Consider the following 13568-nt stretch of genomic DNA (forward strand, 5'->3'; position numbering starts at 1 on the left):
CACTGACAAGATCAGATCACAGAACGACCAAATGGTTCCTTAGATTTAAGCAACAACGCCTTGCCAAGGATATAAACTGGCTCTGCCTGTGATAAAAAGCACGGGCAGAGTCAGCTTTTTAAGCACATCGCGAAAATCTTGGCATATATTGTCTAAATAGAGTTGGCTAGCAGCGCTGTCCGGTATTGTCATGCAGTCAAGAATAAAGTCTTTTTGTGCCTTAGTGGCATGGGATGTGGTCGTTATATTGATAATATTTTGTTTGAGTACATTGGCATTGTCTTCAAGAAAACCATTAGTAAGCCCATGGATTTCTGCTGCGTGATAGATGCAGCCGTATTCTTGTTTCTCCTTGTCAGACCAAGTGGGATTAACGAGGAGTACAGCAGGTTCATCCACAATAATCAGCTTCTTAATAGATTGATGGCCAAATAAATCGATATAGTTATACACTATTGCAGCGCCCAAGGCGTGAGCGACTATGGTTACCTCAGTTAATGCTAGACTTGTGAGTAAATCATGTAAGTCATGGGCATAGCGAGAGACTCGATAGCCAAAGTCCACTTTTTCGGATTGTCCATGGCCACGCTTATTCAATGAAATAACGCGATAATACTGACTAAATGCATCGATTTGATATTGAAAAATTCTGGCTGAAATCCCTCCAGCCGGTAGCAATAATACGGTTTCACTGTGATCTGTTTTTGAGGGGGTTGCTTCTAAATAGTGTAATGTGACGCCATCATTGGTCTTAAAATAATGAGATTGAACTGTGTTCATGAGTGCACCTTTGATTACTGTTCGGTGATATTGTCATGTCAGGGGTTAGTACTTTGAATGATAGCGTCTTTTATTATAGATGATAGTACTTGCCTAAGGGCTTTATTTTACAGTGCTAACCTATCGAGAATATGGAGTATTTTTGTTAGCCCTTGTTGTAGTTTTTCTTCACTCATGCCCGCAAAGCCAATGCGAATATGGCGATTGGGGGAAGTGTCTGGTGTGAGCTGAAAGTGTTTTTCTGATAATAAGTAGATATTATTTTGATGGCAGTGAGCCTCAAGGATTTGTGCTTGATCGCCCACCTCAACCCAAAGGGCCATGCCACCTGCAGGGATCATAAAACGTAGGGGTTTGGGGCGGTGGTGATTATAACGGGTTAAGATTGAAACGACATGATCTCGGCGCTGGTGGTATATTTTGGTCATTTTTCGTAAGTGGCGTTCAAAATCACCGGATAACATCCATTTTGCAACGGCTTGTTGCATTAACACATTGGGCTTGTGGTTCATGAGTTGTCTATAGGCTAACAGCGCAGGGGCTAAGGTTTTATCGATAGCCATTATGCCTAATCGACTGCCGGGAAACATGATTTTTGAAAATGTGGCCAAATAAATGATTAATCCATGAGGATCATCGCTGGCCATTGGACTCAATGGTTGACTGTCATAATGAAATTCATGATCGTAATCATCTTCAATGATGGCAATATTATGTTTGGCTGCGAGTTGGTAAATGGCCATGCGCTTTGCAATAGGTAAAGTGACGGTTGTGGGATATTGGTGTAAAGGCGTTAAATAAATCAGCTTTAGTTTTTTAACCTTCGCAAGCGTTGTTAATGCCTCAATATCAATGTCTTGTTGATGTTGCTTGATAGGTACTAACATTGCCCCAGCCGCGCGAAAAGCTTGCCAAGCAGGCTGATAACCTAATGCTTCTACTGCCACATGATCGCCTGAGTTAATTAACACTTGTGAGAGTAAATATAAGGCTTCTTGAGAGCCATTTACGGTAATGATGCTTTTGTTTTGTATTCCTCGAGTTTTGCGTAAGTAATGGCTCACCTGATCAATAAATACTGTGCTACCGGCGACGCTTTCGTAATGCAAATCATTTAAATCTGGCCTGACTAAAGCTTGATCCATAAAAGCTTTAAATCGATGAAAAGGAAATAAAGTGAGATCGGCTTGCCCTCCGGCAAAATTAAACTCAAATTCGTGGGCAGGGCGCTGAACCTGCGGTTTATTTTGAATGGTTGAGCGCATTCTAGCACTGAGTGACCATTGAAAGGAGGAAGTGCATTGGTGTTGGTTTTGGCTGAGTATTTGGCTGCTTTCAATGGGTAAATGCAGATCAACAGTGTAAGCCTTTCGCTCACTGGCACAAAGCCAGCCTTGGGCGATGAGTTCTTGATAAGCTGACATGACTGTATGACGATGGCTGCCAATTTGTTTAGCCAGTGTTCGTGTTGAAGGGAGTTTTTCACCAGGTTCAAGTTGACCTGAGTGAATACAGTGTTTGATGGCCATGGCAATTTGTAAAAAACGGGGTTGAATGGTGTCATCCAGTGATAAGGCAAGTAATGGCATGTTTATTCCTTTATTTTATCGACGCTTTTATTCAATGTTTATTGATTGCCACTATGACAACTGGTCTCACTATGACAACTGGTCTAAGTAAAATTTAATTTTTGGTTGTTAACCTTATACCACATTTGAAGGAATATAGAATAAAAATAGCATTTTCCACTGTTCGAGCGAGGGTAATCTTTTGCATAACACGAATGATTTACGCACTTTTATTAAGGCTTATCCGTTTGGTGTGTTAGTGTCTTCTGATTTAACGGCAACGCATCTTCCTTTTATCGGCGATATTGATGAGGAGGGGAATGTCATTTTATATAGTCACTTTGCCAGAGCTAATCGTCATTGGCGCCAATTGGATAAAAAAGAGGTGATGGTTGTCCTTAATGGTCCCCATGATTATATTTCTCCCCGTTGGTATGTGAGTAAGCCCAATGTGCCGACGTGGAATTATGCTGCGGTCCAACTTAAAGGTTGCTTGAGTATATTGGATGATAAAAAAACCTTTGATGTAATGGAGCGCACATTTGCTCAATTTGAACCGACATTATTGACTGACAATTTTGTGTCGACGTTTGCTTATCGGCAAAAACTCTTGTCGGGAATTGTGGCTTTTAAAATAGCGATTACACAATGGCAAGGTAAGCAAAAATTAGGGCAACAAAGGAGCCTTGCAGATCAGCAAGGCGTTGTTAAAGGATTACAAGCATCAAATATGCCCAGTGCCCAAGGACTATTGCACTATATGCAAATGATGCAAATTGGGTTGGGTGAAACTCGGTAAAAGGGAGAGGTGAGTTATAATGCTTTTCCTTTTAAAAGCTTACGCATCCACATTCGATTTGGGCTAAGTAAAGCCAATGTGTCTTGATTAATGGGCAGTGGCTCGTCGCAGATCATGGCTGCCAATGCTTCAGCGGCTAAGGGGCCTGAGCTTAATCCACGGGAGCCTAGGCCGCCTAAAACATATAAGCCTTGATGCGCTGGAGCGGGAGTGGTTTGCCAATAGTGGCGACTTTGTGGTGTTAACTGATGTTGTTGGTAACGGGCGAGCAGTTGTTCTACATCGGGGACAGGTCCCATCATAGGTGCATGATCCCGTGTCACCATACGCACACCCACTCGGCCTTCATTATCGCTGACATCAATATCCTCAACCCAAGGGTGATTGGGGTAACTGTGATGCATTTTGTTTAAGTTGTCGTTTTGCTCTTGCGGGCAAAAGTGCAGATCTGCGGCATTTTTGACATAACTGGCACCGACACAGTGCATGTTTTTATATTCCGGGGTCAGGTAGCCATGAGCACACAGTACCGTATTGAGTTGACTCAATTGTCCTTTGGAGGGAATATGGCTGACTTGACCTCTAAACCCTGACAGTTGAAGGGCCTGTGTTTGTGTAAATTGGGTTAACTCATGGCCATTCGCGATAACAACGCTGGCAAAAGGCCCATGGACTTGTTCGCCTTGATATAGGTACCATTGATTATCTTCTTGTGCTAATCGTCCAATAGGCGTATCAAAATGCAAGGTGAGTTGCGAGAGACGCTGTGCTTTTTTGATCGCGGCGAGGGTATAGTCCTCAGGGCAAACCCAGCCTCCCAAGGGATAGAAAATGCCAGGTTTCTCGATGATTATACCAGCAAGTTGGCTGGCTTGTTGTTGATTAACTGGCAGGGCAATATCAGGATCCCATGCATGGCCTTTAAGGGTTTTAGTGAGCCGGGCCTGACTTCGCTCATCAAATCCTGTGTGCAGCACACCACATAAATCATGAGCAATAGTGAAACCTGTTTGATGTAGGGACGTGAGTCTACGCCGACTATACAAGAAAGCCTGCTGAAAGTAGCGACTGAGTGCATTATTTTCCGGTGTTAATAACGGATAAAGTGCACCTTGTTTATTGCCTGAAGCTTGTGCGGCTAATTGACTATCTTTACAAAACAAGTGTATTTGTCGTTGCCTGCTGGCCAGTGACAAGGCTAGATGGGCACTGGCGAGTCCTCCACCGATAATGGCGATCTTGCCTTCTGTTGTACTCATTAAAGGAAAAGGGGCGTTTTTAATGCGTTGCTGATGACGTAATGCTTGTCGTTCACTGTATGCAATATCATCATCGACATTTTTATTTGTGGGGGGCTGATGGAATAAGGCTTGGTGTTCACTGTGTGCGATATCATCATTGATGTTTTTAATGGTTTGTTGATGACGTAAGTTTTGGCTTTCACTGTATGCACTATCATCATTGATGTTTTTAATGGACTGTTGATGACGTAAGTTTTGGCTTTCACTGTATGCACTATCATCATTGATGTTTTTAATGGACTGTTGATGACGTAAGTTTTGGCTTTCACTGTATGCACTATCATCATTGATGTTTTTAATGGACTGTTGATGATGTAAGTTTTGGCTTTCACTGTATGCAATATCATCATTGATGTTTTTAATGGACTGTTGATGACGTAAGTTTTGGCTTTCACTGTATGCAATATCATTATCGACATTTTGAATGGCTTGCTGATGTTGAATGCTTGAATGGCGTTTATTGACCTCTTGTGCTTCATTGCATTCCAAAAGAGGGATGCACTGAAAGCCGACCTCTTTGGCCCGTTGCTGGAAGTCAGTCAGGCTAGGCGATAATGTTGTTTTATTTTTTGATGTTTTGAACCAGAGTTTCGCGTTATCTTGGCTAATTTTAGCCATTTTCCACAGCTGGGATGGGACTAATTGGCACAGTAATGCCCTATCGTCACAATACCAATGTGAAATTAACTGTTGTTTTGAAAGAATCATTTCATCAATTTGAGTGGATAGTTCACCCATATGGAAATCGATGAGTAGGCGTTCATTATTTAAACTGAGGCGCTGAATGCCGTCAATATTAATTAATCTTGTTTGCTGCTCAGGTGCAATATGCAGAGCGAGATCAGCCTGAGTGGGCATGCATGATGTCGATGGCATAAAGATTTTGATGATCAATGAGTGGAGGGTTGCTTCTTGATGCTGAGCAAGTAAGGATAAGTATGCTTGAGGTTCACTGAGGCCGATTTGACCTAAAATAATAGGGGAATTATCTGTTTTTGTTGTTTTAACATACTGATAAAGCGTACTGACTGTCATGCTAGGCTCTTTAATGCTACCGTGATAAGCGAAATGAAAAGATGGTTATCTTTTTTCTAAATCAATTGTACATTTTATTGAGCAAAGAATGTTAATCTATTTAGCATTAAATATGCGTTTAGGCAGACTTTTATTGCCCTTTTATGGAAAGCTGACCACTTTACCTTACTAAAAGGGATACCATTAGCTCAGTAAAATTGGGTACTACATGTACATAATGGATAGCAAAAAATGAAAAGAGTCGTGATCACTGGGCTTGGCGTCGTGTCGAGCATAGGTAACAATAAGCAAGAAGTCACAGAATCCCTAAAAGCGGGCCGTAGTGGTATTACTCACTCCGATCAGTTTGTAGAAATGAAGCTTCGTAGCCATGTTTGGGGCGACATTAAGTTAGACCCAAAAGATCATATTGACCGCAAAGCACTGCGCTTTATGGGCAAAGCTGCCGCTTATGCTTATATCGCCATGGAACAAGCCATTGAGGATGCGGGGCTGACTGAAGAGCAGTATTCTGATCCTCGAGTGGGGATTATTGCTGGAACGGGCGGTGCATCTTCAGCAAACCAAGTGGAAGCGGCTGATATTTTACGTGAAAAAGGTGTGAAACGTGTGGGTCCTTATATTGTACCGCGTATTATGGCCAGTACAGCCAGTGCTTGTTTAGCTACACCTTTTAAAATTAAAGGCATGAACTACTCGATCAGTTCAGCTTGTGCAACCAGTGCGCATTGTATTGGTCATGCGGTAGAACTTATCCAAATGGGTAAGCAAGATATGGTGTTTGCGGGCGGCGCTGAAGAAGTCGACTGGACATTGACTATGGGCTTTGATGCGATGGGTGCATTGTCAACAAAGTACAATGATGATCCGACCAAAGCCTCTCGTACTTATGATGCCGATCGCGATGGTTTCGTGATTTCTGGTGGCGGCGGTATTGTTGTGGTTGAAGAACTGGAACATGCTTTAGCCCGTGGTGCTAAAATTTATGCTGAAGTGGTGGGCTATGGCGCATCATCAGACGGTTATGACATGGTTGCACCTTCAGGTGAAGGGGCTGTGCGTTGTATGCAAATGGCATTGGCCGATGTGGATACGCCGATTGATTATATCAACACTCATGGCACCTCCACGCCAGTGGGAGATACCCGTGAACTCGAAGCATTGCGTGAAACCTTCGGTAATAATTTGCCTGCCATTGCGTCAACTAAGTCATTGACAGGTCACGCATTAGGTGCTGCAGGTGTTCATGAGACTATTTATAGTCTTATCATGATGGAAAATAACTTCATTGCACCTAGCATTAACATTGATAACATCGATGAAAAAGCAGAAGGTATGCCGATTGTGACAGAGTACCGTGAAGCAGAGCTGAATACAGTCATGAGTAACAGCTTTGGTTTCGGCGGCACTAATGCCACATTGGTGATGAGCAAATATAAGTGATCATGACTTTATGATTATTGAGTGAAACGGATTAAGGGAAGCGATGAGCTTCCCTTTTTTGTTGTTGGATCTTGTGACTCTTGGTGCGTTTTGTCATATTCTCAATATTGGTGAGAGTGGTTAGTCGTATAGGAAATGAATTGAAAATCATAGCTGATGAAAATATGCCCTGTGTTGATGCCTTGTTCGGTGAGCTAGGGCACATTAAAAAAGTGAATGGACGCTCATTGACAGCGGATGATGTGATTGATGCTGATGTGTTGTTAGTGCGCTCGGTGACTCAAGTGAATGCCACCTTGCTTGAGAAAAATAAGCGATTACGCTTTGTGGGCAGTGCGACCATTGGAACGGATCATATTGATGTCGATTACCTTAAGTCTCGTCATATTCCATTTGCTAATGCTCCAGGCTGTAATGCAACAGCGGTTGGCGAGTTTGTTTTTATTGCCCTGTTGGAACTCGCAAATCGTTTCCAAGAGACATTAAAACATAAAACCGTCGGCATAGTGGGGGCGGGAAATACCGGTAGTGCGGTAGCGAAATGTTTAACGGCGTTTGGCGTGAAGGTCTTATTGCACGATCCGCTTTTACAGGCACAAGGGGATGAACGGGTTTTTGTGTCCCTTGATACCTTAATTGAACGTTGTGATGTCATTAGTTTACATGTTCCTATCACACGTACGGGGCAGTTTCCCACTTGGCATTTATTTGATGAAAGGCGTTTATCACAATTAACGACTGGGACTTGGCTTATTAATTGTTGTCGAGGAGAGGTGATTGATAATCAAGCCTTAATGAAGGTGAAATTGGCCAGATCCGATCTCAAATTAGTGTTAGATGTGTGGGAAGGTGAGCCTCATCCAATGCCAGACTTAGTGCCTTTAGTGGAATTGGCCACGCCTCACATTGCTGGGTACAGCGTAGAAGGTCGCGCTCGAGGTAGCTTTATGTTGTATCAAGCATTAATGGCGCATTTAGGTTATGATGGTAAGCTGTCGTTGCAAGATTTGTTAATACCGCATTGGATTGAGCGTATTCATTTGCAAGCAATGCCTGATGAAAAGGCATTATTGCAACTTGTTCGCCTTGTGTATGATCTCAGAGATGATGATCGTTTGTTTAGAAATCAATTTCTTAATGTAAACGGATTCGATCATATGAGAAAAATTCATAAACATAGACGTGAATTAAGTGTATTAACACTGGTCAATAGCGGACAATTTGATGTAAATTGGTTATCTTATTTAGGGTTTTCTGGAGTTGAGCTGTAATTATGTCGCAAGAATTTAACGTGGTAGTTTTAGGTGCATCAGGCGCGGTGGGTCAAACAATGATTGAGATCCTAGAAGAGCGCAATTTTCCTGTAGCTAATTTGTACCCACTCGCCAGTAGCCGCAGTGCAGGTGAAACGGTGAGTTTTCATGGTAAACAAGTCGAGATCCTTGATGTCGATACCTTTGACTGGTCACAAGCTCAAATTGGTTTCTTTTCTGCTGGTGGTGATGTTTCTGCTAAATGGGCACCGATTGCAGCTGAAAATGGTTGTGTTGTGATTGATAACACTTCTCACTTCCGCTATGACATTGATGTTCCACTTGTTGTGCCAGAAGTGAATCCTGAAGCGATTGCCGATTTTCGTAACCGTAATATTATCGCGAATCCTAATTGTTCAACGATTCAAATGTTGGTTGCATTAAAACCCATTTATGATGCATTTGGTATTGCCCGTATTAATGTGGCAACCTATCAGTCGGTTTCGGGCTCAGGTAAGCAAGCCATTGAAGAACTGGCTAATCAATGCGCAAAATTATTGCAGGGCCTGCCTATTGAACCTCAAGCTTATCCTAAACAAATTGCGTTTAATGTGTTGCCGCAAATTGATAAATTCATGGATAATGGTTACACCAAAGAAGAAATGAAAATGGTGTGGGAAACACAAAAAATCTTTGGTGATACCAGTATCGAAGTGAACCCAACAGCGGTAAGAGTCCCCGTTTTTTATGGGCATTCAGAAGCCGTTCATCTTGAAACGCATCAACCCGTTGATGCCGACGATGTAAAAGCGGTACTTCGAGGCGTAGAAGGCATAGCGTTATTTGAGTCTGATGAGGAATACCCAACCGCAGTGACGGAAGCTGCAGGCGCCGATCCTGTTTATGTGGGCCGGGTTAGAAAAGACATTTCACACCCAAATGGCATCAACCTTTGGGTTGTCTCAGATAATATCCGTAAGGGTGCGGCACTCAATAGTGTGCAAATTGCGGAAGTTTTGATAAGAGATTATTACTAAATCGATTGAAATTATCCTATATTGTTTAACAAGGCCTGCGATTAGCAGGCTTTATTTATTAACGGTTATTTTTACAATCAGAAAAGTAGCAGAGTGAGATTTTCTGGTTTATAATAATCTTAATAAATACAATTACCTAAAGTTATCACCATAGGTAAATGGCTTCTTGGTGGTAGTGATATGTTTGCAAAGGAAGGTATGATGAACTTTCGGTCTCGAAATGTGATATCCCTGATGGCAACCGGTGCTTTGTTGTTAAGTACTTCTTTTTCACTTTTGTCAGCTAATGCGGCAGAGCCTTTAAGCATTGTCGGGCCTCAAGGTCAAGTGAGTACGACGGCGAAGCAATATGGTCCGATCAAAGCGTCAGAAACATTGTGGAGTATTGCACAAAAGGTGAAACCCCATGCCAGTTTGACGACTTATCAAGTGATGGCGGCCTTGTTTGATGCTAACCCTCAAGCGTTTTCAAATCGCAATTTTAATAGTTTAATCAAGGGGGCAAAACTTGCTATTCCCACGCAAGCGGCCATGGAGCAATACCCTTCTGCTGCGACAACACAGGCTAAGAAAACGACACTCAAACCCGTAACGACTCAATCTAAGGCCAAAACAGAGGTAACACAAACAAAAGAGGCCTCGACTCAAACAGCATCATTGTCGAGCCAATTGCAAAAGGCGGAGTCCATTAATCAGCGCTTAAGTGCTGAATTGGTAAAGGCAAAAGATGGGTTAGTGCTTGCACAAAGTGATAACCAAGAGCTAAAAAGCACGATTGCAGAGTTAAAAAAGAAGGTCGTCGAGTTAAACACTCAATTAAAGGCAAGTTTACTACAAAGTGCAAAACAAAAGCAGGCGTTTGAGGCCACACAAGAGCAAGCTGCGACTTTAACGAAAAGCCTGCAAGCATCAATAAAGGCATCGGAGCAAGCTTCATCTAAGCCACCTTCGACTGAATCGCAATCGCTGGCAACCTTTTGGCAAAATCTAATGAATAGGCCTGTATTATTAGCTGTTTTTGTTATTGGACCGGCGCTATTGCTTATTATTTTGTTTTCGGTTTGGTATAACCGAAAAGAGAAAGAGAGTGATGAAGGACAAGCGTCTGCTTCTGAGGGGGGACAGGCCGCAGAGCAAACTGAACAGATCATAAAATCAGAGTCAAATGAAGTGCCTTTGCAGAACAGTGAGACCCCCTTACTGGATGAACAGCATACTCGTGGCGTGGTACAATTGGATTCAAATGAGCCTGCAAAGGACTTAACCGCGCTAGAAAGTGAGCAAGAAAATGCGTTGTCAGCGCATGCTGATATACCAGCTGAAAAGGATACTGCCATTGATGAATTGTGGGCGGAGGTTATCGAAGCCCATGATGATGAAATAGAAACGGATAAAGCCGCTTTGAACCAGACTCAAGGGCATAAGGATGAACGGGCGCCTTTCGAAACTGAATCCTTTGCTAACGCAAGTTCAAATGAAGGCGATGCTGCCACCATGTCTGAGCAAGATGCAGCTGAAACCAATAACATAACTCAAACCCATTGGCATACTGGTAGCGATAACCCAGTTCAGTCAAAAGAAGCGTCAGAAGAACAGTCACAAGAACATATTCCTTTTGGGGAACCCGCAATCGATGACGATCCTGCGTCGTTACATGCTCCATTATCTCATGAGGCGATGTCTTTTGCCAAAGATCATGGGCAAGAGTATGCGCATAATGAACCTATGTTACCATCTGATGTATCAGATAAAATTGTCGCTGAATTAGACGGAGAGTTGCCTCAAGCTCATGCCGAAAATGATGCTGATCCATCATTCAATCAAGATGATGAATTACACAGTTTGTTAGCCGAATTTGATAACGTGGAACCCATCTCCAAAGAGGGTACTCAACAGCATGAAGAGGCGGATGCAGGGGAGATGCTTTCAAGGGAAACACCGACTTTAGCCAAGGATCCTGCACAGGCAAACAGTCGCAGTGTGTCTGATGAGCGTATTCCTGATACAGTGATCAAAGAAAATGTCGCTCAACAAGTGGCAATGACAGATCCCACTGCTGACATTGATGCGTTATTGGATGAGCTTGAAGATGAGGTGGTGATTGTTGATCCTAAGCACCAGGCTGCTGATGTGGATCTTGATGAGTCTCGTCGCCCAGAGCAAGAAGGGGATCGGTTTGAGGAAGAAAATAGCTTCATCGATATCAATACCCCGTTAGATGATGAACCTAAACATGATAAAGGAAGAGTGGATCCTTTCTTTGACTCGAATATGGCAATCGATGAATTAGAAGATTCAATGTCAAATGAAACTGTCCATGATCCTAAGGCAGAGACTGGTACGCAAAGCATGGCCGATAAATTGAATCTGGCTCGAGCGTATATGGATATCGATGATAAAGACAGTGCTCGCGCCTTGTTAAAAGAAGTGGGAGTCGAAGGCGATGAACAGCAAAGACGAGAAGCCGGTGCGCTGTTAAATGAATTGGTTGGCTTGTAGGCTTTGTTACCGCTTCGTCATTGTTAGAATATGTCTAGTCCTAAAATAGGTTGACGGTTTTTATTAAGCCAGTATTAATGTACTGGCTTTTTTGTGCTTAATGTCGCGATAAAATGCCATTAAAATGGCAAGGAAGGCTAGGGCCTGCTGATCTTTTGTGGTTAAATTATGTCCGAGATAAACGTGTTTTAATCGCGACGGGAGGGATGACGCCTAGTAATCTAAGCAAGTTTCTCCCAACAAAGAGTAAAACACGTTTAGCCGGATCCTACGGACAGCGTTTGTGGCTCCTTTTTACGGCGTTATCGCTTATGTATGTAGAATAACTACACCACACAAGCTCTGCCTTGTATAAAGAACCCACAAACTGCTGCAGAAATCATCACCAAAGATCAACAGGCCCTAGAATGCAAGTGAATATTTATCAGGTCGATGCGTTTACGACAAAGGTTTTTAAGGGAAATCCTGCGGCAGTATGCCCATTGAATGCTTGGCTCAGTGACGGGCTTTTACAGCAAATCGCAGAGGAGAATAATCTGTCAGAAACCGCGTTTTTTGTGCCGACAGAAAAAGGATTTCACCTGCGTTGGTTTACGCCTGTTGAGGAGGTCGATTTATGTGGTCATGGGGCCTTAGCGAACGCGTTTGTTATTTTCAATCATCTGCAATATGCAAAATCTGAAATTTCCTTTACGACGTTCAGTGGAGAGTTAATCGTAAAAAAACGCTCATGGTCTGCAAATGGATTTTCCAAGTACAGAGCTTGAGCGAATCACGCCGCCTAAGGCATTTGATTATGTTGTGGTGTTGGAGAATGAGGAGCAAGTTGTGGAATTACAACCTGATTTCTATCAATGGTTGCAGCTTGACTTAAGGGGAGTCGTGGTGACAGCGCCGAGGCAAAATGTGGATTTTGTGAATCGCAGCTTTTTTTCGATAATCCTTACTCATCAAGTTTAGGAGGCCTGTTAGCTATGCATTGACTATAATGTTTAGAGATGCGCAGTTAACCAGAGGTAAAGTATGCCACGATGTCAATCAAGACAAAAGTTTGAAGCATTTGCGTTTTATGAGTTTGAGCGTAAATTGAACCAAGAGCAACGATTAAGCATTATTGCTGAGGATATTAATCGGTTTGTTCGCATCGATTATTATGGCAACAAAGCTGACACTAAGAGAGTTAACTGTAACTCGGACTTGGGGCATATAGGTAACAATGTTGCTCCTACATATTTACCTTGCATATATTACAATTTCATTTTGTTAAAAAGAAAACATTCCCCTATAACGGGTCTCGACAAATCCGATGTCATATATTATGAATTAAGAGTATGGAATATGACTCGTGAGCAAAAAAAAATTCCTGATGAGAAACGGTTTCAAAGTGATATGGATGAATCCATACTCGTGCCAGTTAAGGCCTATGCTTGTAAATTTCAAGATCGAAGAAATGCTAATGAAGATGAACTGACTGTTATGGCCATCGGAACCTGCGAAGTAAAAAAATCAATGTCACCAGTAGATGTATTTAAACGTCATGTCTCCATAATTGACTTTTTTCTGGCCAATGTGCCAACTGAGGTTGATTTTGCACGTATTCCAAAAACGAGCCAAGAGACGCAAGTCAATCGGTGTTTTCTTGCATTTGTTATCAAAAATATTTTTAAAGAAAATAAGTATAATTGTGAGTTTGATTGCTTACGATTGAGTCATCATCAAGTTTGGGAATATATGTATCAATTACAAAATAGCACATCGAATTTGACTCAAAATAACAATAATAATAATAATAATAATAATAATAATAATAATAATAATAATAATAATAATAATAATAATAATAATAATAATAA

The 13568-nt window shown here is 42.1% G+C and carries 11 protein-coding genes; 8 read left to right on the forward strand and 3 right to left on the reverse strand.

All coding sequences use genetic code 11. The annotated features are described in order from the left end of the window. Positions 1–45: 45 nt before the first annotated feature. Positions 46–780: an alpha/beta hydrolase gene (locus Q0791_RS13990; RefSeq protein ID WP_299007436.1), complete on the reverse strand. Its 735-nt coding sequence runs from the start codon at positions 778–780 to the stop codon at positions 46–48. 107 nt (positions 781–887) lie between these two features. Further along, positions 888–2369: a PLP-dependent aminotransferase family protein gene (locus Q0791_RS13995; protein ID WP_299007439.1), complete on the reverse strand. Its 1482-nt coding sequence runs from the start codon at positions 2367–2369 to the stop codon at positions 888–890. Positions 2370–2550: 181 nt separating this feature from the next. Between Q0791_RS13995 and Q0791_RS14000 the strand changes: the two genes are divergently transcribed. Beyond that, complete coding sequence (locus Q0791_RS14000) at positions 2551–3147, forward strand: FMN-binding negative transcriptional regulator (protein ID WP_299007442.1); 597 nt, start codon at positions 2551–2553, stop codon at positions 3145–3147. Between the two features lie 14 nt (positions 3148–3161). Here the strand turns inward: Q0791_RS14000 and mnmC are convergent, their stop codons facing one another. Beyond that, positions 3162–5483, reverse strand: coding sequence for an FAD-dependent 5-carboxymethylaminomethyl-2-thiouridine(34) oxidoreductase MnmC (gene mnmC / locus Q0791_RS25285; RefSeq protein ID WP_366942490.1), 2322 nt, complete (start codon positions 5481–5483; stop codon positions 3162–3164). Positions 5484–5714: 231 nt separating this feature from the next. Here mnmC and fabB point away from each other — a divergent pair, with 231 nt between their 5' ends. From fabB to Q0791_RS14040, 7 genes are all read left to right on the forward strand, one after another. Continuing rightward, a complete protein-coding gene (fabB, locus tag Q0791_RS14010) occupies positions 5715–6926 on the forward strand; it encodes a beta-ketoacyl-ACP synthase I (protein ID WP_299007448.1) in 1212 nt (403 codons plus the stop codon). 140 nt (positions 6927–7066) lie between these two features. Then, a complete protein-coding gene (locus tag Q0791_RS14015; RefSeq protein ID WP_299007451.1) occupies positions 7067–8197 on the forward strand; it encodes a 4-phosphoerythronate dehydrogenase in 1131 nt (376 codons plus the stop codon). Between the two features lie 2 nt (positions 8198–8199). Beyond that, positions 8200–9216, forward strand: coding sequence for an aspartate-semialdehyde dehydrogenase (locus tag Q0791_RS14020; RefSeq protein ID WP_299007454.1), 1017 nt, complete (start codon positions 8200–8202; stop codon positions 9214–9216). Between the two features lie 180 nt (positions 9217–9396). After that, entirely contained in the window at positions 9397–11715 is a 2319-nt protein-coding gene (locus Q0791_RS14025; protein WP_299007457.1) for a FimV/HubP family polar landmark protein, read from the forward strand. A gap of 407 nt (positions 11716–12122) precedes the next feature. After that, positions 12123–12482, forward strand: a complete 360-nt coding sequence (locus Q0791_RS14030) for a PhzF family phenazine biosynthesis isomerase (protein WP_299007461.1) — start codon at positions 12123–12125, stop codon at positions 12480–12482. Beyond that, positions 12457–12675, forward strand: coding sequence for a hypothetical protein (locus tag Q0791_RS14035; protein ID WP_299007464.1), 219 nt, complete (start codon positions 12457–12459; stop codon positions 12673–12675). The genes Q0791_RS14030 and Q0791_RS14035 overlap by 26 nt, the downstream gene beginning before the upstream one ends. A 63-nt stretch (positions 12676–12738) precedes the next feature. Further along, a partial coding sequence (locus Q0791_RS14040; protein ID WP_299007467.1) for a hypothetical protein occupies positions 12739–13568 on the forward strand: 830 nt, incomplete at its 3' end.

This window comes from uncultured Shewanella sp., from assembly GCF_947495455.1.
Taxonomy (GTDB): domain Bacteria; phylum Pseudomonadota; class Gammaproteobacteria; order Enterobacterales; family Shewanellaceae; genus Shewanella.